Origin of the sequence: Brevundimonas sp. (assembly GCF_047617075.1) — a bacterium.
GTDB lineage: Bacteria > Pseudomonadota > Alphaproteobacteria > Caulobacterales > Caulobacteraceae > Brevundimonas.
In genome coordinates, this window is record NZ_JBLGCI010000002.1 from 57,195 (window position 1) to 78,678 (window position 21,484).

A 21,484-nucleotide genomic window follows, 5' to 3' on the forward strand; every position below is an offset into this window, starting at 1 on the left:
GACCGGACACGACGGGCTCCTTCCCTGAAAAGAAAACAGCCCCGGCGGGGCGCGCCGGGACCATGCAGGACGGTGTTGTCCGCTTGGAGGCGGAGGGAGTCAACACCATCACCTTTCTCCGCTCACCCCAGCGAAGGCTGGGGTCCAGATGGGTGGCGCCAGCATCAGACAGGGGAAACCGCGCCCTTCGTCCAACCATCCCGATCTTTGATCTGGACCCCAGCCTTCGCTGGGGTGAGCGGGGCAGGGCGGGCGGCGGCGTAACCTAGTGCGCCTGATCCCAGTTGGCGGCCGCCTTGGCTTCCACGTCGATGGGGACGGTCAGCTGGACGGCGGGCAGGGGCGCGGTCTCCATCACCTTGCGGATGACGGCCATGGCGCGGTCGGCCTCGGCCTCGGGGGCCTCGAACACCAGTTCGTCGTGGACCTGCAGCAGCATGCGGGTCTGAAGCCCGGCGTCCCGCAAGGCGCCCGGCATCTTCATCATGGCGCGGCGGATGATGTCGGCCGCGGCGCCCTGGATCGGGGCGTTGATGGCGGCGCGCTCGCCGAACTGGCGCTCGGCGCCGGAGTTGGAATGGATCGCCGGCACGTGAACCCGCCGCCCGAACAGGGTGGTGACATAGCCCTGCTCGCGCACTAGCGCCTTCGTCCGGTCCATGTAGTCGCGGATGCCGGGGAAGCGTTCGAAATAGGTCTTGATATAGGCCCCCGCCTCGCCCTGGCCGATGCCCAGCTGGGCCGCCAGACCGAAGGCGGAGATGCCATAGATGATGCCGAAATTGATGGCCTTGGCGCGGCGGCGGGTCTCGGGCGTCATGTCCGCCAGCGGCACGTCGAACATCTCCGAGGCGGTGGCCGCGTGGATGTCCAGCCCGGCCTTGAAGGCGGCCTTCAGCTCGGGGATGTCGCCGATGTGGGCCAGCAGGCGCAGCTCGATCTGGCTGTAGTCCGCGCTGATCAGCACATGGCCGTCCCGGGCGATGAAGGCCTGACGGATCTGGCGGCCCGTCTCGGTGCGGATGGGAATGTTCTGCAGGTTCGGGTCCGACGAGGCCAGCCGCCCGGTGGAGGCCGCCGCCAGCTGGAAGCTGGTGTGCACCCGGTGGGTCTCGGGGTCCGCCGCCTGCACCAGGGCGTCGGTGTAGGTGCCCTTCAACTTGGCCAGCTGGCGCCAGTCCAAAAGGGTGCGCGGCAGGTCGTGGGTGAGGGCCAGTTCCTCCAGCACGGACGCATCGGTGCCCCACTGGCCCGAGGCGGTCTTCTTGCCGCCCTCCAGACCCATCTCGCCGAACAGGATCTCGCCGATCTGCTTGGGGCTGCCCAGATTGAACGGGCGGCCGGCCAGCTCGTGGGCCTTGATCTCCAGCTCGGCCATGCGCATGCCGAACTCGCTGGACAGGGTCCGCAGCTTGTCGGGATTCACCCGGATGCCCGCGATCTCCATGTCCGCCAGCACCGCGGGCATGCCGCGCTCCAGCGTCTCATAGGCGTTGGTCAGGCCCTCGGCCGCCAATTGCGGTTTCAGGATGCGCCACAGCCGCAGGGTCACGTCGGCGTCCTCGGCGGCGTAGCAGGTGGCCGGTTTCAGCTCCACATGGCGGAAGCTCTTCTGGGCCTTGCCGGTCCCGGCCACGGTCTTGAAGGCGATGGGCTCGTGGCCCAGATGGCGCTTGGCCAGCTCGTCCATGCCGTGAGGGTGCAGCCCGCCGCCCAGCACGTAGGAGATCAGCATGGTGTCGTCGATGGGGGCCACCGCGATCCCGTGCCGCTTCATCACCGCCAGATCGTATTTGATGTTCTGGCCCACCTTCAGGACCGAGGGGGCCTCCAGCAGCGGCTTCAGTTTCGCCAGCGCCTCCTCGATCTCGATCTGGTCGGGCCGGGTGCGGCCCGCGCCCTCGAAGTCCAGCCCGCCGCCGCCGTCCGCCTCGCCCGGGTGCTCGTGGGTCAGGGGGATGTAGCAGGCGCGGTTCGGCCCGGTGGCCAGCGACAGGCCGCACAGCTCCGCATGGCTGGAAGACAGGGAATCCGTCTCGGTGTCGAAGCCGATCACCCCCGCCGCCTTCGCCTCGGCGATCCAGACCTCCAGCGCCTCGATGGTGGTGACGCACTCATAGGCGTCGGTGTCGAACAGGTGCGGCTCGGCCGGCGTTACGCTCTCGGCGGGCGCATAGCGGGGTGTGGCCACAGGCGCGCTGACCGGCTTGGCGCGCAGCCCGCCGTTCGGGAACGTCGCCCCGTCCTTGTCCGGCGCCTTGCCGTCGCCGACGCGCCGCGCCAGCGTGCGGAACTCCATCTTGTCCAGAAACGCCGACAGCACCGCCGGATCGGGATCGCGCACCGCGAAGTCCTCGATGGGCTCGGGCGCCGGGGCGTCGCAGGTCAGCCGCACCAGTTCGCGCGACAGGCGGATCTGGTCCGCATATTCGATCAGGGTCTCGCGCCGCTTGTTCTGTTTGATCTCGCCCGCCCGGGCCAGCAGCGTATCCAGATCGCCGTATTCGGCGATCAGGGCCGAGGCGGTCTTGACCCCGATGCCCGGCGCGCCCGGCACATTGTCGGTGGAGTCCCCGATCAGGGCCTGCACGTCCACCACCTTGTCCGGCCCCACGCCGAACTTGGCCATGACCGCCTCATGCTCCAGCACCGCGTCCTTCATGGGGTCGTACATGACCACCCCGTCGCCGATCAGCTGCATCAGGTCCTTGTCGGACGAGACGATCACCGCCTTGCCGCCCATGTCCCGCGCCTTGCAGGCGTAGGTGGCGATCAGGTCGTCGGCCTCATAGCCGGGCAGCTCCACGCACGGCAGGCCGAAGGCGGCGGTGGCCTCGCGCACCAGGGCGAACTGGGGCACCAGATCCTCGGGCGGCGGCGGGCGGTGGGCCTTGTACTGGTCGTACAGCTGGTTGCGGAAGGTCTTCTCCGAATGGTCGAAAATGGCCGCCAGATGGGTCGGGCCGTCCTCGCCCTTGAAGTCCCGCATCAGCTTCCACAGCATGTTGCAGTAGCCCTGCACCGCGCCCACCGGCAGGCCGTCGGACTTGCGCGTCAGCGGCGGCAGGGCGTGATAGGCCCGGAAGATGTAGGCCGAGGCGTCGATCAGATACAGCCGCACCGGCGGCCCGTCCTGGGTCAGGGGCCGGTCGATCTGGACCGTGTTTTCGGGCGTGGCGGAATCGGCGGGCTCGGACATGGCGGGCAACATAGTGCGCCGCGACGCGGGCGTCAGCCGGCGCCTTCACCCTTTCGCTTGCGGGCGACCTCAGCGCTTTCCGCCTTGAGCGGCCCCGATACCGGACAGACCTCCTGCGCATAGGCGTTCAGGGTGTTGGCCAGATGGTCGGGCACGAGGCTGTAATGCACGAACTGGCCCCGCTTCTCGCTGGTCACCAGCCCGGCGTTCTCGAGAATGGACAGATGCTGGGACACCGCCGGTTTCGAGATTTCAAACCGCGAGGCGATCTCGCCCGCCGTCATGTCCGCATGGGCCAGATAGGCGAGGATCTTGCGCCGGACGGTGGATGAGAGGGCTTCGAACACGCGTTGCATGGGAGGGTATTTAAGCGATTCACGAAGGGCTTGCTAGTCAGGAGTTCATGATTTAAGGAATGAGTTAAATACATGGAGGCGGATGTGCGTGAGACCCCGGACCATCACGACCCCTGCGCGGTCAACAGTCTGGTGGAGACACCGGGATGCAGCTCGGTCCAAGGCCGGGTGCGCTGGGACCCCGTCCATTCGCTGTGGAACGGCGCCATGCTGGCGGCGACCCTGATCGCCGGACCGCTGCTGCTGAGCTGGGGCGCGCTGGCGGTGTTCGCCGTCACCACCGGCGCCGGGCTGCTGCTGGGCCATTCGGTGGGCTTTCACCGACGTCTGATCCACGGCAGCTTCGAGTGCCCCCTGTGGCTGGAGCGCGTTCTGGTCTGGTTCGGGACTGCCGTCGGCATGAGCGGCCCGTTCTGGATGATCCGCACCCATGACCTGCGCGACTGGGCCCAACGCCAGACGGACTGCCACGATTATCTGGCGCACCGACGGCCCATGCTGATCGACGCCGTGTGGCAGATGCATTGCCGCCTCGATCTGGCCCGCCCGCCTGCGTTCGAGCTGGGGCGGATCGGACAGGACCCCTTCTACCGCTTTCTGGAGCGGACATGGATGCTGCAGCAACTGCCCATCGCGGCCGCGCTCTATCTCATGGGCGGGTGGAGCCTCGTGGTGTGGGGCGTGTGCGCGCGGGTGACCGCCTCGGTCGTCGGCCACTGGTTCGTCGGCCATCTGGCCCACCGGCGCGGACCCCAGACGTGGCTGGTGAAGGAGGCCGGCGTTCAGGCCCATGATGTGCCATGGGCCGCCGTTCCGACCATGGGCGAGGCCTGGCACAACAACCATCACGCCTTTCCCGGCTCGGCCCGAATCGGCCTGTATCCCGGCCAGAGCGACTGGGGCTTTCGTTTCATCCAGATGCTGGAGCGGCTGGGCCTGGCCTGGAGCGTCCAGACCCCCGAGACCCTGGCCGAACGACCGGTGATCAGGGTTCGATCCTGAGCTCACGCCCGTTTCCTTTTGCCCGGAATGGGCGTATGGAAAGCCATCCGCGCCCGGCCGAAAGGTCGGGCGCCGCTGTTTTCAACGCCTGCTTCGGCGGGCCGCAATCCCAAGGGATTCCCGCATGACCGACATTCTGATGCCCAAGGCCACCGCGGTCTGGCTGGTGGACAACACCTCGCTCAGCTTCGACCAGATCGCCGACTTCTGCGGCCTGCACCCGCTGGAAGTGCGCGGCATCGCCGACGGCGACGTGGCCCGCGACATCCGCGGCGCCGACCCCGTGGTCAACGGCCAGCTGACCCGCGAGGAGCTGGACAAGGCCCAGAACGACGAAAACTATCGCATGAAGGCCGTGGTCAGCGCCCACGCCGAGCTGTTCAAGCCCGCCAAGAAGGGCCCGAAATACACCCCGGTCTCGCGCCGTCAGGACCGCCCGGACGCCATTTCGTGGTTCGTGCGCAACCACCCCGAGGTGACCGACGCCCAGATATCCAAGCTCTTGGGCACCACCAAGGCCACCATCGAGAGCGTGCGCAACCGCACCCACTGGAACAGCGCCAACATCAAGCCGGTGGACCCGGTGACCCTGGGCCTGACCAGCCAGATGCAGCTGGACGAGCTGGTCAAGAAGGCCGCCGAGAAGAAGGCCAAGGACGACGCCAAGAAGGGCGGCGGAACCCTGGCCCCCGCCGGCGAGGCCGAGGCCCAGCCCGAGGAAGAGGAATTCACCCCCGAGGCCCGTGAGCGCCGCGGCGCCGAGCCCACGGCGGAATCGGTGTTTGGCTCCAGCGAAGAAGGCTGATCCGGCCTCACCGCCGAATGCAAAAGGCCCCGCCGATCACCGGCGGGGCCTTTCTCGTTTCAGTCCGGAGACGCCGCTAGTTCAGCCGCGCCTCGAGCGTTCGTATCTCTTCCTTCAGTCGGAGCTTCTGCTGTTTGAGCTCCCTGACGCGTAGCGAGTCGGCGCTGGGGTGGGTCATTTCCTGCTGGATGGTCTCATCCAGATTGCGGTGACGATTTCCCAGTTCGCGAATGCGAGCGTCAATGGCCATGGCTTGCGCCTCCATGTTTAAGGGACCAAACAATCCAACGCCCGAAGCGGCCGTCTGTGGAGTCACATTCTGGTGACGGGCGGTCGGCGCCGGACATGAGGAGCATGGCCCCCAAAATGGCCGATGATGTGAACAGAGCCGTATCCGGCGCCCGGCCGCGCCTGATCGTCGGAATTTCCGGAGCGTCCGGCGTGGCTTACGGCGTGCGGACGCTGGACGCCCTGAATGAGCTGGGCGTCGAAAGCCATCTGGTGGTCAGCCGCGCGGCGGCCATGACCCTGTCCCAGGAAACGGATCTTTCTCTCGCCGAGCTCAACGACAAGGCCTCGGTGGTCCACAAGATCGGGGATGTGGGGGCGGCGGTGTCTTCCGGCTCGTTCCGCACCCTGGGCATGATCGTGGCGCCCTGTTCGGTGCGGACCATGAGCGAGATCGCCACCGGGGTGACCTCGACCCTTCTGACCCGCGCCGCCGATGTGACCCTGAAGGAGCGCCGCCGTCTGGTGCTGATGGTGCGCGAGACGCCGCTGCACCTGGGCCACCTGCGCACCATGACGGCCCTGGCCGAGATGGGCGCCGTGATCGCCCCGCCCCTGCCCGCCCTCTATGCGAAGCCGGGATCGATCGACGAGATGATCGACCAGTCGGTGGGCCGGGCGCTGGACCTGTTCGGTCTGGACTGGGCGCCGGTTCAGCGCTGGCAAGGCATGGCGGCGGACGCTGAATGAGCGACGGGTTCTGGGAGTGGGCCGTGGCGGCTTACAGGGCGCCCGGCGTGGCCGAGGAATGCCTGCACCTGCAGGATGTGCACGAACAGGCCGTGCCGCTTCTGCTGTGGGCGGCGTGGCAGGCCGAGACCGGGCGCGCGCCGGACGAGGAGGCTATCGAGGGCGCCATCGACACCACGCGGGTCTGGGCCGACCATGCGGTGGTCCCGCTGCGTGCGCTGCGCCGGGCCCTGAAAACCCGCCGCCCCGACATGGCCGACGCCGACCGCGAGGCGGTGCGGGCCCAGGTCAAGGCGGCCGAGCTGGAGGCCGAGCGACGGCTGATGCTGGCGCTGGAGGGACTGGCGCCGGTCCCGGGCGGCAAGGCGCCGACGATGGTCGATCTACTGGTGCGCGTGGCCCGCGAATGGGGCGATCAGATCCCGCGCCCGGCGCTGGGCCATCTGGCCGAAGCGCTGGCCAAACGGCTTCCGGCCTGACTCGGCCTTGGGTATAAGGGCGCGGACGGGGGCGGCATGAACGACGACGAAGACCTTTCCGATACCGCAGAGCGCGAGCTGCACGACCGGGTGAAGGCCCTGCGTCAGGAGCACGCCGATCTGGACGCCTCCATCGAGGCGCTGGAAGCCATGCCCGTTCCGGACCAGCTGCGCATCGCCCGCATCAAGCGCCGAAAGCTGGCCCTGCGCGACGAGATCGTGAAGATCGAGGCCCGGATTCTGCCCGACATCATCGCCTGACGCCGGGCCGGGCCTGCGATCAGGCCTGCATGGTCCAGCCCTCGACGCCCATGGCGGCCTGCTTCAGGGCCTCCGAGCGCGTGGGGTGGGCGTAGGAGCTGCGGGCGATGTCCTCGCTGGCGCCGCCGAAGGCCATGGTCATGCAGGCCGCGCCGATCAGCTCGCCCGCCTGCGGGCCATAGATGTGCACGCCCAGGACGCGGTCGGTCTTCGGGTCGGCCAGCACCTTCACGAAGCCGTCGGTCTCGTGGTTGATCTTGGCCCGGCTGTTGGCGGCGAAGGGGAACTTGCCCTTCTTGTAGTCCACGCCAGCCTCCTTCAGCTGCTCCTCGGTCTTGCCGACCCAGGCCACTTCGGGGCCGGTGTAGATGACGCTGGGGACCAGATTGTAGTCCACATGGCCCGCCTTGCCGGCGATCAGCTCCACGGCGGCCACGGCGTCTTCCTCGGCCTTGTGGGCCAGCATGGGGCCATGGGTCACGTCGCCGATGACCCAGATCCCGTCCTGACCGGCCTTGAAATGGTCGTTGGCGATGAAGCCGCGCTTGTCGGTCTCGATGCCGACGGTCTCCAGCCCCAGGCCCGCCGTGTAGGGGCGGCGGCCGATGGCCACCAGCACCACATCGCCCTTGAGAGTCTCGGCCTTGCCGCCGGCGGCGGGCTCCACGGTCAGCTCGACGCCGTCCTTGGCCACCTTGGCGCCGGTGACCTTGGTCCCCATGCGGAAGGTCATGCCCTGTTTGGTCAGGCCCCGCTGGAAGGCTGTGGCCACCTCGGCGTCCATGCCCGCGCCGATCTTGTCGAGGAATTCGACCACCTCGACCTCGGCGCCGAGACGCCGCCAGACCGAGCCCAGCTCCAGCCCGATGACGCCGGCGCCGATGACGATCATTTTCTTCGGCACCGCAGACAGGGCCAGGGCGCCGGTGGAGTCGATCACCTTGCCCGGGACGAACTCCACGCCCGGCAGGGGGGTGGGCTCGGAGCCGGTGGCGATGATGATGTTCTTGGCGGCCACGGTGGTCCTGGAGCCGTCCGCGGCCTCCACCTCGACCTTGCCCTTGCCGGCGATGCGGCCCCGGCCCTTGAGCCAGTCCACCTTGTTCTTCTTGAACAGGAACTCGATGCCCTTGGTCAGCTGGCCGACGCTGTCGTCCTTCTGCTTCATCATCTGGCCCAGATCGAGCCCGCGCTCTGCGACCTTGATGCCCAGCCCGGCGAACTCTTTTCCGGCCGCCTCGTACATTTCGGAGGCGTGCAGCAGGGCCTTGGAGGGCATGCAGCCCACGTTCAGGCAGGTGCCGCCTAGGGTATCGCGCATCTCGACACAGGCGGCCTTGAGGCCCAGCTGACCCGCGCGAATGGCGGCGTTGTAGCCGCCCGGCCCGCCACCGATGATGACCACGTCATATTGCGAAGCGGATTGGGGGGCGTCGGCCATGGGGATTCCTTGAGTCTGGCGGGGAGGCGCGCCCGCTCATAACCCATGACAGGCGGCCGTCTCCACCCCTGATATGGCTTCACCGGCCGCCAGAGCAAGCCGCCCCGTGTCTTGCGTCAGGTCCGGCGTCAGGGCGTCAGATATCCCACCGGCCGGCGTCGGCGCACCCGGCGGCTGGCCGCCATGACCAGCAGGCCCACCAGCACAAGGGCCGCGATGACGATCCATTGGGGGTCCAGCCCGGCAGGCGCCGGAACCGCCTCGGCCGAGCGGGCGGCGATGTCGGCGGAGACGCCCCGGTCCGGGCTTATGGCCAAGCGCAGGACGATATCGGCCAGAAAGCCCAGGAAATAGGCCACGACCGCGCGCGGGTTGCCCGCGCCGAGCAGCAGGGCGCTGATGAGATAGAGGACCACCGCGCCGATCCACAGGGCGGCTGTGGGCATGTCGCCGCCGGAATCCAGGGCGACCGTCGCGCCGGAGCGGGCCGCAGCCGCCTCGGGGCCAGCGCCCTCGAGGAACGGCGAGATGAACGGCCAGGCCAGCCAGCCCGCATAGCCGATCACTACAATGACCAGGATGAATCGCAGGATCTTCATGGACCGTCTCCCTCTCCCTTATGGCTGCAGACTAGCAGGAGACGGATGTCGACAGAACGACGAAATCCCGATTCAGGACTCGGCGGGTTCCGTCTCGGTCGTCGCGGGCGCCGGTTCGGCGGGCGCTTCCGGCACGGGCGGCAGGATCAGGGCCGCCTCGGTCCCTTCGCCCGGCGCGCTATCCACAGACAGCCGTCCGCCCGACTGGCGGGCGAAGGCGTAAGCCTGCGACAGGCCCAGACCCGTGGCGCCGTCTCGGGTGGTAAAGAAGGGCTCGGACGCGCGGGCCAGCACGTCGCTGTCCATGCCCGGCCCGTTGTCGCGAACCGACAGGCGCCACTGGCCCTCGGGCGTTTCATCCAGCCGCACGGCGATGGAGCCCCGCCCCTCCAGCGCCTTCACGGCGTTGTCCAGCAAGGCGCGTACGGCGCCGTCGAAGGCGGCCGGGTCGATCACCGCCTCCATGGGCCGGTCCGGGGCCTCGATCATCAGGTCCACATCCTCGCCCGCCATCTGGCGCAGGGCCGGCTCCATGCTCTTCAGCAGCACCGACAGGTCCAGCCGGTTCATGACCGCGTCCTCGCCCTGGCTGAAGGCGGCCAGACGCCGGGTCAGGGCCTCGCCGCGCCGGCCCGCATTCAGCGCGGCGCCGCCCAGACGGCGCACCCGTTCAGGCTGGTCCGCCTGTTTCAGCAACATGTCCAGGGCGCTGGTCATGACGCCGAGAAGGGCCGAGAAATCGTGCGCTACGCCGCCGGTCAGGCGGCCCACATTCTCCAGCCGCCGCGCGGCGGTCAGTTCGGCCCGGTCCTCGGCGGCGCGGTCCTCCAGCGCGGTCAGGCGCGCGCGGGCCTGCTCCAGCTCGGCGCGCAGGGCCTCCGCCGCATCATCGGTGGCGATTTCGACAGGCGTTTCGGGGGCGGGCTCGGCGGGGGTCTCGGGCAAGGGCTCCGGGGTGAGTTCGCCCGCCAGCAGCAGGGCGCCGTCTTCGCCCGGCAGGGGCAGGATGCGCCAGGTCAGGCCCGAGGCCGTGACGATCGGCTCCGCCGCGCCCGGCTCAGCGGCGCGGGCGGCGTTCAGGGCCATGCGGCCTTCGGTGCGCTGGTCCAGCGCCAGGAACAGATCGGCGAAATCCAGGCCTTCGACGGCCTCCGCATCCAGAGCGTGGCGCTCCAGCGCCGTGCGGTTGGCTTCGCGCACCCGGCCGTCAGCGTCCACAACCACAAGGGCGCTGGAGGCGGCGTCGAACACCCGCCTTGTCAGGCCGGGATCCGCCGGGGCGGCGGCCGACGCCGGAGCGGGCGCCGGTTCAGGCGTGATCAGGCTTTCGGTCTCGACGATGGCGGCGGTGGAGCCGATCACCTCGCCGACCGGGCCGACGATGGGCATGGCCGTGACCGAAACCAGCATCTTACGGCGGCTGGAGGGGTTGGCCATGATGTGCTGGAAGCCCTTGACCGTCTGGCCGCGCAGGGCCCGGGCGCTGGGCAGCAGGTCGGGCGGCACCGGCCGGCCGTCGGGATAGGTGATGCCCCAGGTGGCGGAGTGGAAGCGCAGGCCCAGAAGCTCGGCGTCGCGGCGGCCCAGCAGCTGGTGCGCCGCGCGGTTGGCGAAGATGAACTTGCCGCCGAGGTCTGTTTCGACAAGGGCGACCGGAATGGCGTCCAGAACCTCGCGCAGGCGCCGGGACGAGCCCTCATGGTTCATCAGGGCGTGTTCAAGCTGGGCCGTCGCATTTCGATACGCCAGACCCCATCGGGCGGCCGCGATGAATCCCATAATGGCCACGACGACGCAGATCGCCGCCACCACGCCGAACACCAGAGCCCAGTTGACCTCGCCTTCAAGAAACATGCGTTCGCCTTACACCGTATTCCATGACGTCGGTGCAAGAGCCGGGCCGGTCACCGTTCGTTGACCAGAAAAAAGGCCGGCCCCGCGAAGGGCCGGCCCGAAAGGCGGGGGAAGAAAGGGTTCTAGAAGGTGGCGCGCAGGGTGATCTGGTACAGCACGCCCGACCGCTCGCTCTCGGCCTCGATCTCGTCGATGATCCCGTTGCGGCGGTTGTCCAGGATCTCCTCGACGGAGTCGCCGTCGTACTTCAGGAAGTCCTCGCGCTTCTCCTTGTCCAGCAGGTTCATGGCCGCCAGACGCACCACAACGCGGTCGCCGAAGCGGCGCTCGATGAAGGCTTCCAGGTCCTGATCGTAGTCCACCACGATGGTCTCATCCAGGCCCGACTCATAGCCTTCATCACGCCCGTAGAGGCTGGCGCCGAAGCTCATGTCCCAAGGATTCACCGTGTGGATGAAGCCGATGTTGTAGACGTTGGACGGCTGGTTGCGGAACGGACGGTCCACGCCGGTGAACGGGTCGGTGACCTCGGAGTCCATCCAGGTGTAGTTGAAGAACAGGCCGGTGTCCGGAAGGCCGACGAAGTCCAGCGGCGCGGAGAAGTCGATCTCGACGCCCCAGGTCGTGCCGTCGCCGATATTGCGGGGCTCATACAGGTTGTAGACGTCGTCGGCGCCCGGCGTCTCGCCGTCCTCGTTCACGTCCAGGCCGGTGTTGACCAGTTCGATGACGTCACTGACGTCGCGGTAGAACAGGTTCACGCCAAACACGCCCCGCGACCCGATGCGGTGCTCATAGCCCAGGTCCAGGCCATAGGCGGTTTCGCTGATCAGGTCCGGGTTGCCGCGCAGGGCGTCCTCATCGCCGGGCTCCTCGTTGGCGATATAGGGCGCCAGGAAGCTGTAGTCGGGCCGGCGCTGGGTGCGGGCCAACGAGGCGCGGAACTGGTCCTGCGCCGTCGGCCGCCAGGTGGCGTGCAGCGAGGGGAAGAACTCTTCGCTGCTTGAGGACACCTCGCCCAGGTCGCTGGTCACATCGCGATCCGTGGACTCAAACCGGACGCCGCCGTCCAGGGTGAACTGGGGCGAGGGCGTCCAGGTCAGGCGGACGTAGGGCTCCAGGCGGCGCTCCTCGATGGTGTAGATGGCGCCGGGCGCCGGGTCGGGGTCGCCGACCGTCCCGTCGTCCTCGATGTCGAACTCGATCTCGGAGGCCTCACGCTCCTTCAGCAGGGCGTCCATGCCGAACTTGAACTCCCAGGCTCCGTTCTCGACCGTGTAGGCCAGGCCGCCGCCATATTCGTTGTCGGTGATGTCCAGGGCCACGACCTCATCCAGCTCGGCGCTGGCTTCGTCGTCGCCGGCCCAGGTCGTGCTGGAGGTCTCGTCGCGGAACGAAGAGTAGGCCAGATCGAAGTCCAGCTCGCCCACGCCCATCCGGAACTCGCCGTCCATGCCCAGGGCGTAGGTCTGCTGGCTGATCCGCTCGGCCTGGATTTCGGCGCCGTCCAGCTCGGTGAAGCTGCCCGTGCCGTCGTCCACATACTCCAGTGAAACCTCGTCCTCGTCGCGATCGGTATCGACCACCAGGCCGTTGAAGCGCAGGCGGCCGTTGTCGAACCAGCGGGTCAGCTCGGCGTTGGCCGAGATGTCGACGCCGTCGCGGGTGTCGTCCTGCAGTTCAATATTGTCCAGGTTTCCGTCACCGTCGTAGCGGAACGAGGTCTTTTCCTTGGGATTGCGGCGCCCCTGATAGTTCAGACCGGCCCAGAAGCTGGTGTTTTCGGTGTTGCCGGCATAGCCGATGGAGCCCGAGGGGCGAACGCCGCCGTCCTCGTTGATCAGGGCGCCGCCGCGCACGAATCCGCCCTCGATGCTGGCGCCTTCCTTCAGCACGATGTTCAGGGCGCCGGCCACGCCGTCCGACGGCTGGTCGGCGCGGGGGCTGCGGATGATCTCGATGCGCTCGACCAGTTCGGCGGGGATGCGGTCCACGAAGAAGCTGCCGTCGTCCTCGCCGCCCGGCGCGCGTCGGCCGTTGATCAGGACGTTGGTGTAGCCCGGCGGCAGGCCGCGCATGGACACGCCGTCGAACTCCAGCACGTCGGAGGTGAAGGTCACGCCCGGGACACGCTTGAGCATTTCGCCCACCGAGACGGGCTCGAAGCGCTGGAAGTAGTCCAGGTCGTAGGACAGGATCGGGTTCTCGTCCTCGGTCCGGTTCCGGAAGGCGATCTGGCCGGTGACGATGACTTCCTCGACCTGGGTGACGGCCTGACCCGGCTGGGTCTCGACGACTTCGTCCGCGACGGCGTCGACGACATCGGCGTGGGCCGCGGCGGCGGCGCACAGCGGCGCAAGGGCCGCGACGCCGGCGAGCAGCATGGAGCGCCGGGCGGAAAATGATTTCGACATGGTGATCCCCGAATTCTTGGCGCAAGCGCGCTTGCGACGGACCGAGCGCGACCCGTCGTCGTTGGGGAGTTAGAAAAGGATCGTGACGATGGACCTGACGACTTGATGACAGTTCAACGACAACTGCGCCGGTTGTTCGTATTTTTCTTGTGGCGCGGTTTTGGCGCCGCTATGGCCCGCGAGAATTTGGATAAGGGCCCCGCTTTTCTTTATCCGTGTACGGAAATATCCCGAACATCAGGAGCGCCGCATGAAATCTCCCGCCCTTCTCGCCACTGTTGCGATCACAGCCCTGCTCACCGCCTGCGCCACCGAGGGCCCCCAAGGGATCCACGCCCTCGGCGATCCGGCGCGCGGCGTCCCGGCCGTCGGGGAGACGGTGGTCACCACGGATCCGGAAGTGGACGCCGACGACCCGGCCCTGTGGGCCGATGCGGCCGATCCGTCCCGCGCGGTGCTGTTCGGCACGGACAAGTCCGACGGCCTTTATGTGCACAATCTGGACGGCACGGTGCGCCAGTTCTTCCCGGCCGGTCAGCTGAACAATGTGGACCTGCGCGAAGGCTTCATGGTCGACGGCCGTGAGATGGTGCTGGTGGCCGCCACCAACGACACCCTGGACAATCTGGGCATCAACACCTGGCTGCTGGACCCGCGCACCCTTGAGGTCCGCGAGTATGGCCATATCCCTACCGACATCGGCGAGCCCTACGGCTTCTGCATGGCCAACGTGGACCAGACCTTCTATCTGATCGCCACCACCAAGGCGGGGACCGTGAACCAGTGGGCCGTGAGCGCCGGGGCGAACGGTCCCGAAGTCGGCCCCATGCGGACGGTCAACCTGAACTCCCAGCTGGAGGGCTGCGTCGCCGACGAGGAACGCGACACCGTGTATGTGGGCGAAGAGGATGTGGGCGTCTGGCGCGTCGACCTGGATCCCGCCGGCTCGCCCGAGGCCACGTCCGTCGTCCGCGTCGACAACGAACGGCTGACGGCCGACGTGGAGGGCCTCGCCATAATGCGCGACGGCGGCCAGTCCTATCTGATCGTGTCGAGCCAGGGCGACAGCACCTATCCGGTGTTCCGCATCGAGGGCGACGAGCATATCTATCTGGGCCGCTTCGCCGTCATCGACGCCAACGGCATCGACGCGGTGACGGCGACGGACGGGGTCACCGCCTGGTCGGGACCCATCGGGGATTTCCCCCAGGGCCTGCTGGCCATGCACGATGACCAGGACGACTCCGGGCCCAACCAGCAGAACTTCAAAATGGTGGACTGGCGCGAGGTGCGCCGCGCGCTGAAGTTCTGAGGCTGGGGGGCGGCAGGGATCACCTGCCGCCCCCTGTTTCTTTCAGTCCTTCGACAGGTCGAAGCTGTCGATCACTTGGCCATCCACGTCGACGGCGCGATAGCTCAGCTCGCCGGTCGCCGGATCCACCTCGATGATCTGATAGGTGCGGGTGTTGACCGCGCCGAAGGCGGCGAAGTCGGGCAGGGTCTGCTCGTACATCTTGGTCCCCGACACAGCCACCAGATAGACCGTGCCGTGCTCGCCCTCGGCGACCGGCTCATGGCCGCGCATGGGCACGGTGCGCATATAGGCGTGGTCGTGGCCCTGGAAGGCGATGTCCACATTGTGCCGGTCAAAGATCGGGCCCCAGGCGTCGCGCAGCGGATAGTTATCCCGGCCCGGGCGCGAGGCGTAGAACGGATGGTGGTAGATCACCACCTTCCAGCGGGCGTCGCTTTCGCCCAGCACCCGGTCCAGCCATTCCGTCTGAAGCTCCGGCTCCACCAGGTCGTAGTTGGAGTCCATCACCACCACCAGCAGATCCTGGTAGGTCACGTGATAGGTGCGGCCCGGATCGAGGGTCTCGGCCCCGTTGTCCGGCAGGGCGAACTGCTGAAGGTACAGGGTCGGGTGGCCGCCGTGGCTGTCGTGGTTGCCCAGCGCCGGGACCACAGGCGTGCGGTCGAACACGGTGGAGCCCTCGTGGAAGAACTGGTCCCAGTTGTCGCGCTCGGTACCGTGGTCGATCAGGTCGCCGGCGATCATGTAGAAACGCGCCTCGGGGAAGCGGCCGTCCGCGCGGCGGATCAGATCGCCCCACTCGTCCAGCCCGTTCTGGGGATCGCCCAGATAGACGAAGGCGTAGGGCTCGGCGCCCGCGTCCGCCGCTGTGTGGAAACGGCGACGCTGGGTCCAGGTCTGTCCGCCATCGGCGCTGACCGCGTACTCATAGTCCGTGCCCGGAGTCAGGTCGTCCAGCCGAACCCGGTGCATGCGGATGTCGGGGTCGTTGACGATCTGGCGGCTGGTCAGCTCGGCGGCCTCGGCCGTCAGCATGCGGCCCGCGCCGTCGTCGCCCGCAGGCGCGATCCACAGGATGGAGTCGTCCACCGTCTCGTCAGTGCGCCACTGCACCGTCACGCCGGTGCGAGGGTCGTCCTGGAAAGTCAGTTGCAGGTGATCCGGCTGGGCCGACGACGGATAGTCGGTGGCGCGGAAGAAGCCCACCATGCGCGAGGTGAACTCCCAGCTCTCGAAGCTGCGCAGCACGGGCAGGCCGTCCAGTTCGGCGGGCAGGGCGTTGAAATAGTCGTTGTCGTCCACATAGGCCTCGCCGCCTTCGCGGGCGGTCTGCACATCGGCGCCCGGAACCAGCGGGGTGATGGCGACGGTCCCCTCGCCCTCGGCTGGGGCGGCGAAGACGATGTAGGGCTTCAGCTCGCCGGACAGGCTGGGCACGCCCAGGTTCACCTCGCCAGCGGGCACGGCCTTCTCCCAGACGTGAAAGGGGTCCTCCACATCGACGACGAAGTCCAGATCGGCCCGGCGCTGGAAGCCCATGTCCGCCAGCCAGAAGGGCGTCTCGCCATACGCGCTGTCGAAGGCCACGAACAGGCGCGACGGCCGATCGACGGTGAAGCGGGCGAAGCCCGTGGACAGGCGCTCACGCTCCTCCGCGTTGAGGAAGGCCGCGGCGCTTTCCGGCGTCAGGGCCAGACGCTCGTCCGGCCCCATCTCGCGCACCATACGGTCCAGAATATCCGAGACATACGCTTCCAGCGGCGCGTGGGGCGACTCGGCCGGAGGCGAGCCCGACTGGGCGAAGGTCGGGCTGTGCGACAGGGCCAGCCCCGCCGACAGGGCGAGGGCGACAAGAAGCTTGCGCGGCGACATGGGCGATCCTGAACTGGGGCCGCGCAAGGCGCTGACCGTCATGAAGGGGATGTCTTATGGTGAGGCCAGTGTGTGACAGGGGCGTGTCCGCAAACCATGCCGGGGACTGAGCACATCGCCCAAAACAAAAAAGCCCCGTCCGAAGACGAGGCTCTTTGCGTTTCGACTGGAGCGGGCGAGGCGATTCGAACGCCCGACCCTCACCTTGGCAAGGTGATGCTCTACCCCTGAGCTACGCCCGCGCTTCAGTCGAGGGCGGGCGTATAGCCGAGCGCGGGCGGGGGCTGCAAGAGGGGATCGCCGAAATTCGGAAATCCCCTTATCAAACGCGCTCAAGCAGCGAGCGTCCGCGACGCGAGCGGTAGCGCCCAAACCTGCGCTCAAGCAGCGAGCGTCCGCGACGCGAGCGGTAGCGCCCCGCCCCCTCGCCTCAGCGAGGGGCGAGACGGATTCCGCCGTCAAGGCGGATGCATTCGCCGTTGATGTAGGTGTTCTCGGCCAGGTGAAGGGCCAGGGACGCGTAGTCGGCGGGGGTGCCCAGACGCTTGGGGAAGGGGATCATGGCGGCCAGGGCGTCCTGAACCTTCTGGTCCATGCCCGCCATCATGGGGGTCCACATGATGCCCGGCAGGATGGTGTTGACCCGCACGCCCTCGTTCATCAGGTCGCGGGCCATGGGCAGGGTCATGGCGTAGACGCCGCCCTTGGAGGCCGAATAGGCCGCCTGGCCGATCTGGCCGTCCTGGGCCGCCACGCTGGCGGTGTTGACGATCAGGCCACGCTCGCCGTCGTCCATGGGGTCGAGGGTGATCATGCCGGCCGCCGACTGGGACGCTACGCGGAAGGTGCCGAACAGGTTGACCGTCACGGTCTTTTCGAACTGGGCCATGTCGTGGGCGCGGATCTCGCCGGTGTCCTTCTTGCGCGACACGGTCTTCTGGCCGGTGGCGATGCCGGCGCAGTTGACGGTCAGGCGCTCCTGCCCGTGGGCGGCGCGGGCCTTTTCGAAGGCGGCGGCCACCGAGGCGTCGTCGGTCACATCGACCTTGCAGAACACCCCGCCGATCTCGGACGCGACCTTCTCGCCCGCTTCCTCGTTCAGGTCGAAGATGGCCACCTTGACGCCTTTGGCCGCCAGGGCCCGCGCCGTGCCTTCGCCGAGACCCGAGGCGCCGCCCGTCACCACCGCCGCGATTGAACCGTCCAGTTTCATGGCATTCATCCCTATATTGATTGAACTGAGAGCTGGGCCGAGGATTTAGACGCCATGACGTCAAACGCCAAACCGTCTTCAATTGAAACGCCCGAAGAGGTGCTGGAGCCCTCGCGCGCCCTGGTCCCCGCCGTGATCCGCACCAACGCCCAGCGGGTGCGGCGCGGATTCTGGCCCAAGATCCGGCGCACCGCCACGCGCATCCCCTTCGCCAAGGAGGCTGTAGCCGCCTGGCATGCGGCCCGGGACCCGGAGACGCCGTTCCGCGCCAAGGCCATGATGCTGGCGGGGCTGGGCTATTTCGTCATGCCGGTGGACGCCATTCCCGACGTGTTCATGGGCATCGGCTTCACCGACGACGCGGCGGTGATCGCCGCCATGATCGCTCTGGTGGGCTCCAACATCCGGGGACGCCACTACCAGTCGGCGGAACAGACGCTGGAGGCCATGCGCCGCGAATAGGGACGGTCAGTCCTCGACCGTCACCACGATCTTGCCCAGGGCCTGACGGTCGCCCAGCGCCTGGATGGCCTCGCCCGCCTTGTGCAGGGGGAAGGTGCGCGAGACGCGGGGCTTTATCTTGCCCTCGGCGTACAGACGCATCAGGTCGGCCATGTTGGCGGCGTGCTGCTCCGGCTCGCGGGCCACATGGGCGCCCCAGAAGACGCCGACGATGGACACCGACTTCAGCAGGGTCAGGTTCAGCGGCAGAGACGGAATGCCCGCCGGGAAGCCCACCACCAGATAGCGGCCGTCCCAGTCCATGGCCCGCACGGCCGGCTCGGCGTAGTCCCCGCCCACCCCGTCGAACACCACGTCGGCTCCGTCGCGGCCGGTGGCCAGCTTCAGCTCGCCGGAGAGTTCCTTTTGCGCCGCCTTGTCCATGGGGCCGGTGGGATAGATCAGGCCGTTGTCGGCCCCCAGCTCCAGCGCGAACTCCACCTTGTCGTTGGTGGAGGCGGCGGCCACCACCCGCGCGCCCATGGCCTTGCCCAGCTCCACCGCCGCAGCGCCCACGCCGCCCGCCGCGCCCAGCACCAGAAGGGTCTCGCCCTCCTTCAGCCGGGCCCGGTCTTTCAGGGCGTAATAGCTGGTGCCGTAGGTCATCACGAGGGCCGCGCCCTCCTCGAAGCTCATGCCTTGAGGCATGGGAATGACGTGGGTCGCGGGCACGGCGATGCGCTCCACCAGACCGCCCCAGCCGGGCACGGCGATGACCCGGTCGCCCTTGCGCACATTCTTGACGCCCTCGCCCACGGCCTCGACGATCCCGGCCACCTCGGCGCCCGGCGCGAAGGGGCGCTCGGGTCGGAACTGGTATTTGTCCTCGATGATCAGGGTGTCGGGGAAATTGATCCCCACCGCCTTCACCTCGATCACCACCTGGCCCTTGCCGGGGGTGGGGTCGTTGATCTCTTCGACCTTCAGGGTCTCGGGGCCGCCGGGGGCATGGGACAGGACAGCGCGCAAATCGAACCTCGCTTGAAGCTGGCAGGCGGACGGTGGCGTCCGCCCCTCCTGAACGCTAATGAGCGCGAAGGCCCGTGAAAAGGGCGAAGACAGATTACGCTCAGGAAGTCCCATGACCCGTCCCGCCCTGATCCTGCACGGGGGCGCCGGCGCCCGGCGCTCGGTGAACTACGACCGCGAGACCGCGAACATGCGCGAGGTGGTGGAGGCCATGGCCGCGCGGCTGTCCGGCGGGGCCTCGGCCCTGGACGTGGCCGTGGAGGCGGTGGTGAGGCTGGAGGACTCGGGTTTGTATGTGGCCGGGCGCGGCGCCTCGCCCAATCTGGACGGCCGCTATGAGCTGGACGCCAGCCTGATGGACGGCGCCACCCAGAAGGCCGGGGCCGTGGCCGCCCTGCAGGGCTTCCGCAACCCCATCCGCGCCGCCCGGGCGGTGATGGAGAAGACCCCCCACGTCATGCTGGCCGGTCAGGGCGCCGCCGATTTCGCCCGGGACCAGAGGCTGGACGCCGTGGATGACCCGGAGGCGTGGTTCACCCGCGCCGGTCAGGGGGACGACAACCATCCGCCGGGAACCCTGGCCCACGGCACGGTGGGCTGCGTGGTGCTGGACGCGAAGGGGCGGCTGGCGGCTGCCACCTCCACCGCCGGGGTGTTCGGCAAGATGCCCGGCCGCGTCGGCGACACCCCCATCCCCGCCGCCGGAACCTGGGCCGACGACCATGCGGCGGTGTCCTGCACCGGCCAGGGGGAATATTTCATCCGCACGGCGGCGGCGGCCCAGACCGCCTGGCGCGTGGCCGCCAACCAGCCCCTGGCCCCGGCCGCCCGCGCCGTCATCGACCAGATCGGCGCCATGGGCGGCGACGGCGGCCTGATCGCCCTGGACCGCCACGGAAACCGCGCCGATCCCTTCAACAGCCAGGGCATGAAGCGCGCCTGGCTGGACGTGTCAGGCGAGATCGGGGTGGAGGTGTTCGGGTAGGGCCGTGTCATCCCGGCCGAACCCCGGACTTGTTCCGGGGGAAGAGCCGGGACGCAGCCGACACCCCCCGCTCATCCCGGCGAAGGCCGGGATCCAGATGGCGTAGCGGGATGGTCGGGGACCGGCCGCGGCAAGACGTCCAGCCATCTAGCCTTATGATCTGGACCCCGGCCTTCGCCGGGGTGAGCGGCTTTCTATTGTCCGGCCCGTCCCGTCCCGGATAACGCCTGCGGCGTTTCCGGGTTTACAAAGGGCCTCACCCCCACGGCCCACGCCGCTCGCCCGTCACCGGCACGAAGGCGCCGCCGCGCGGGGCTTCCGGTTCGGCGAAGAAGGCCGGGCGCGATCCGCCGCCCATGTCGTTCAGGGCCTTGATGCGGTTGGCGGTGGCCGGGTGGGTGGAGAACAGGTTGTCCGCGCCCTTCCCGTTCAACGGATTGACGATGAACATGTGGGCGGTGGCGGGATTGCGCTCGGCCGCCACGTTCAGCTCGCCCCGGGCGTAGCGCTCCATCTTGGCCAGGGCCGAGGCGAGGGCCTGGGGGTCGCCCGCGATCTCGGCGCCCACCCGGTCCGCGCCGTATTCGCGGGTGCGGCTGATGGCCATCTGCACCAGCGCGGCGGCCATGGGGGCCAGCAGCATGATGGCCAGGGTCCCGATGATGCCGCCGGGCCGGTCCCGCCCGCCGAAGAACAACGCGAAATTGGCCAGGGCCGCGATGGCGCCGGCGATGGTGGCGGTCACGGTCATGACCAGGGTGTCGCGGTTCTTCACATGGGCCAGCTCGTGGGCCATGACGCCGCGGATTTCGGCCCGGTTCAGCATGCGCAGCAGGCCGGTGGTGGCCGCCACCGCCGCGTTGTCGGGATTGCGGCCCGTGGCGAAGGCGTTGGGCTGGTCATTGGGGATGATGACGATGTTGGGCAGGGGCAGACCCGCCGCCGTCGCCATGGCCTTGGTGTCGGCAACATAGTTTCGCACCACCGGGTCCGGGTGGCTCTCGTCCACCGGCTGGGCCCGGTACATCTTCAGCACGATCTTGTCGGCGTTCCAGTAGCTGACGAAGTTCAGCGCCACCGCGAACAGCAGGGCGATCAGCATGCCCGTGGCGCCGCCGATCAGATAGCCGACGCCCACGAACAGGGCGGTCATGGCGGCCAGCAGCATGAAGGTCTTGATGTGGTTCATCGTTTTCCGTGCGAATGAGCGGTCGGGCTTTGTCGCCGACCTCGTGACATAC

Annotated in this window: 19 protein-coding genes and 1 tRNA gene; 8 read left to right on the forward strand and 12 right to left on the reverse strand. The window is 68.3% G+C overall.

Going from position 1 to position 21,484, the window contains the following annotated elements; all coding sequences use genetic code 11:
* Positions 1-265 precede the first annotated feature (265 nt).
* Complete coding sequence (gene polA / locus ACI8U3_RS02210; protein ID WP_415013233.1) at positions 266-3,199, reverse strand: DNA polymerase I; 2,934 nt, start codon at positions 3,197-3,199, stop codon at positions 266-268.
* 32 nt (positions 3,200-3,231) lie between these two features.
* On the reverse strand, positions 3,232-3,555 hold the full coding sequence (locus ACI8U3_RS02215) for a metalloregulator ArsR/SmtB family transcription factor (RefSeq protein WP_415013234.1): 324 nt from the start codon (positions 3,553-3,555) through the stop codon (positions 3,232-3,234).
* Between the two features lie 72 nt (positions 3,556-3,627).
* Here ACI8U3_RS02215 and ACI8U3_RS02220 point away from each other — a divergent pair, with 72 nt between their 5' ends.
* Together ACI8U3_RS02220 and ACI8U3_RS02225 are read left to right on the forward strand one after the other, a co-directional pair.
* A complete protein-coding gene (locus ACI8U3_RS02220) occupies positions 3,628-4,557 on the forward strand; it encodes an acyl-CoA desaturase (RefSeq protein WP_415013235.1) in 930 nt (309 codons plus the stop codon).
* A gap of 124 nt (positions 4,558-4,681) precedes the next feature.
* Positions 4,682-5,362, forward strand: coding sequence for a DUF1013 domain-containing protein (locus ACI8U3_RS02225; protein WP_415013236.1), 681 nt, complete (start codon positions 4,682-4,684; stop codon positions 5,360-5,362).
* Between the two features lie 76 nt (positions 5,363-5,438).
* Here ACI8U3_RS02225 and ACI8U3_RS02230 read toward each other — a convergent pair whose 3' ends face one another.
* A complete protein-coding gene (locus ACI8U3_RS02230; protein ID WP_021698578.1) occupies positions 5,439-5,612 on the reverse strand; it encodes a YdcH family protein in 174 nt (57 codons plus the stop codon).
* A 116-nt stretch (positions 5,613-5,728) separates the two neighbouring features.
* Between ACI8U3_RS02230 and ACI8U3_RS02235 the strand changes: the two genes are divergently transcribed.
* The 3 genes from ACI8U3_RS02235 to ACI8U3_RS02245 are packed head-to-tail and all read left to right on the forward strand — an operon-like array spanning position 5,729 to position 7,080.
* Complete coding sequence (locus ACI8U3_RS02235) at positions 5,729-6,340, forward strand: UbiX family flavin prenyltransferase (protein ID WP_415013477.1); 612 nt, start codon at positions 5,729-5,731, stop codon at positions 6,338-6,340.
* A complete protein-coding gene (locus ACI8U3_RS02240; RefSeq protein WP_415013237.1) occupies positions 6,337-6,819 on the forward strand; it encodes a TIGR02444 family protein in 483 nt (160 codons plus the stop codon). The genes ACI8U3_RS02235 and ACI8U3_RS02240 overlap by 4 nt, the downstream gene beginning before the upstream one ends.
* A gap of 36 nt (positions 6,820-6,855) precedes the next feature.
* Entirely contained in the window at positions 6,856-7,080 is a 225-nt protein-coding gene (locus ACI8U3_RS02245) for a YdcH family protein (RefSeq protein ID WP_415013238.1), read from the forward strand.
* A 19-nt stretch (positions 7,081-7,099) separates the two neighbouring features.
* On the opposite strand, the gene lpdA is transcribed toward ACI8U3_RS02245, so the two are convergent.
* The 4 genes from lpdA to ACI8U3_RS02265 all read right to left on the reverse strand — a co-directional run bounded on the left by lpdA (position 7,100) and on the right by ACI8U3_RS02265 (position 13,388).
* Positions 7,100-8,521: a dihydrolipoyl dehydrogenase gene (gene lpdA / locus ACI8U3_RS02250; RefSeq protein WP_415013239.1), complete on the reverse strand. Its 1,422-nt coding sequence runs from the start codon at positions 8,519-8,521 to the stop codon at positions 7,100-7,102.
* Between the two features lie 128 nt (positions 8,522-8,649).
* Positions 8,650-9,120, reverse strand: a complete 471-nt coding sequence (locus ACI8U3_RS02255) for a hypothetical protein (protein WP_415013240.1) — start codon at positions 9,118-9,120, stop codon at positions 8,650-8,652.
* Between the two features lie 72 nt (positions 9,121-9,192).
* Positions 9,193-10,974 (reverse strand): ATP-binding protein, encoded by a 1,782-nt coding sequence (locus ACI8U3_RS02260; protein WP_415013241.1) that lies wholly within the window; start codon positions 10,972-10,974, stop codon positions 9,193-9,195.
* 122 nt (positions 10,975-11,096) lie between these two features.
* Entirely contained in the window at positions 11,097-13,388 is a 2,292-nt protein-coding gene (locus ACI8U3_RS02265) for a TonB-dependent receptor plug domain-containing protein (protein WP_415013242.1), read from the reverse strand.
* 250 nt (positions 13,389-13,638) lie between these two features.
* Between ACI8U3_RS02265 and ACI8U3_RS02270 the strand changes: the two genes are divergently transcribed.
* A complete protein-coding gene (locus ACI8U3_RS02270; protein ID WP_415013243.1) occupies positions 13,639-14,700 on the forward strand; it encodes a phytase in 1,062 nt (353 codons plus the stop codon).
* Between the two features lie 42 nt (positions 14,701-14,742).
* On the opposite strand, the gene ACI8U3_RS02275 is transcribed toward ACI8U3_RS02270, so the two are convergent.
* The 3 genes from ACI8U3_RS02275 to ACI8U3_RS02285 all read right to left on the reverse strand — a co-directional run bounded on the left by ACI8U3_RS02275 (position 14,743) and on the right by ACI8U3_RS02285 (position 17,788).
* Positions 14,743-16,575: a fibronectin type III domain-containing protein gene (locus ACI8U3_RS02275; RefSeq protein ID WP_415013244.1), complete on the reverse strand. Its 1,833-nt coding sequence runs from the start codon at positions 16,573-16,575 to the stop codon at positions 14,743-14,745.
* 167 nt (positions 16,576-16,742) lie between these two features.
* Positions 16,743-16,817: transfer RNA gene (locus ACI8U3_RS02280), tRNA-Gly, on the reverse strand.
* A gap of 188 nt (positions 16,818-17,005) precedes the next feature.
* Positions 17,006-17,788, reverse strand: a complete 783-nt coding sequence (locus ACI8U3_RS02285) for an SDR family oxidoreductase (RefSeq protein ID WP_415013245.1) — start codon at positions 17,786-17,788, stop codon at positions 17,006-17,008.
* A gap of 54 nt (positions 17,789-17,842) precedes the next feature.
* Between ACI8U3_RS02285 and ACI8U3_RS02290 the strand changes: the two genes are divergently transcribed.
* Complete coding sequence (locus ACI8U3_RS02290) at positions 17,843-18,250, forward strand: YkvA family protein (RefSeq protein ID WP_415013246.1); 408 nt, start codon at positions 17,843-17,845, stop codon at positions 18,248-18,250.
* A 6-nt stretch (positions 18,251-18,256) separates the two neighbouring features.
* On the opposite strand, the gene ACI8U3_RS02295 is transcribed toward ACI8U3_RS02290, so the two are convergent.
* Positions 18,257-19,258 (reverse strand): NADPH:quinone oxidoreductase family protein, encoded by a 1,002-nt coding sequence (locus tag ACI8U3_RS02295; RefSeq protein WP_415013247.1) that lies wholly within the window; start codon positions 19,256-19,258, stop codon positions 18,257-18,259.
* A gap of 112 nt (positions 19,259-19,370) precedes the next feature.
* Here ACI8U3_RS02295 and ACI8U3_RS02300 point away from each other — a divergent pair, with 112 nt between their 5' ends.
* A complete protein-coding gene (locus tag ACI8U3_RS02300) occupies positions 19,371-20,243 on the forward strand; it encodes an isoaspartyl peptidase/L-asparaginase family protein (protein ID WP_415013248.1) in 873 nt (290 codons plus the stop codon).
* Positions 20,244-20,499: 256 nt separating this feature from the next.
* Here ACI8U3_RS02300 and htpX read toward each other — a convergent pair whose 3' ends face one another.
* Positions 20,500-21,432, reverse strand: a complete 933-nt coding sequence (gene htpX, locus ACI8U3_RS02305) for a zinc metalloprotease HtpX (RefSeq protein ID WP_415013249.1) — start codon at positions 21,430-21,432, stop codon at positions 20,500-20,502.
* Between the last annotated feature and the right edge of the window lie 52 nt (positions 21,433-21,484).

Coding starts and splice junctions, on each gene's coding strand:
- polA (WP_415013233.1), bottom strand. CDS start 3,199: ATGTCCGAGCCCGCCGATTCCGCCACGCCCGAAAACACGGTCCAGATC.
- ACI8U3_RS02215 (WP_415013234.1), bottom strand. CDS start 3,555: ATGCAACGCGTGTTCGAAGCCCTCTCATCCACCGTCCGGCGCAAGATC.
- ACI8U3_RS02220 (WP_415013235.1), top strand. CDS start 3,628: ATGGAGGCGGATGTGCGTGAGACCCCGGACCATCACGACCCCTGCGCG.
- ACI8U3_RS02225 (WP_415013236.1), top strand. CDS start 4,682: ATGACCGACATTCTGATGCCCAAGGCCACCGCGGTCTGGCTGGTGGAC.
- ACI8U3_RS02230 (WP_021698578.1), bottom strand. CDS start 5,612: ATGGCCATTGACGCTCGCATTCGCGAACTGGGAAATCGTCACCGCAAT.
- ACI8U3_RS02235 (WP_415013477.1), top strand. CDS start 5,729: ATGGCCGATGATGTGAACAGAGCCGTATCCGGCGCCCGGCCGCGCCTG.
- ACI8U3_RS02240 (WP_415013237.1), top strand. CDS start 6,337: ATGAGCGACGGGTTCTGGGAGTGGGCCGTGGCGGCTTACAGGGCGCCC.
- ACI8U3_RS02245 (WP_415013238.1), top strand. CDS start 6,856: ATGAACGACGACGAAGACCTTTCCGATACCGCAGAGCGCGAGCTGCAC.
- lpdA (WP_415013239.1), bottom strand. CDS start 8,521: ATGGCCGACGCCCCCCAATCCGCTTCGCAATATGACGTGGTCATCATC.
- ACI8U3_RS02255 (WP_415013240.1), bottom strand. CDS start 9,120: ATGAAGATCCTGCGATTCATCCTGGTCATTGTAGTGATCGGCTATGCG.
- ACI8U3_RS02260 (WP_415013241.1), bottom strand. CDS start 10,974: ATGTTTCTTGAAGGCGAGGTCAACTGGGCTCTGGTGTTCGGCGTGGTG.
- ACI8U3_RS02265 (WP_415013242.1), bottom strand. CDS start 13,388: ATGTCGAAATCATTTTCCGCCCGGCGCTCCATGCTGCTCGCCGGCGTC.
- ACI8U3_RS02270 (WP_415013243.1), top strand. CDS start 13,639: ATGAAATCTCCCGCCCTTCTCGCCACTGTTGCGATCACAGCCCTGCTC.
- ACI8U3_RS02275 (WP_415013244.1), bottom strand. CDS start 16,575: ATGTCGCCGCGCAAGCTTCTTGTCGCCCTCGCCCTGTCGGCGGGGCTG.
- ACI8U3_RS02285 (WP_415013245.1), bottom strand. CDS start 17,788: ATGAAACTGGACGGTTCAATCGCGGCGGTGGTGACGGGCGGCGCCTCG.
- ACI8U3_RS02290 (WP_415013246.1), top strand. CDS start 17,843: ATGACGTCAAACGCCAAACCGTCTTCAATTGAAACGCCCGAAGAGGTG.
- ACI8U3_RS02300 (WP_415013248.1), top strand. CDS start 19,371: ATGACCCGTCCCGCCCTGATCCTGCACGGGGGCGCCGGCGCCCGGCGC.
- htpX (WP_415013249.1), bottom strand. CDS start 21,432: ATGAACCACATCAAGACCTTCATGCTGCTGGCCGCCATGACCGCCCTG.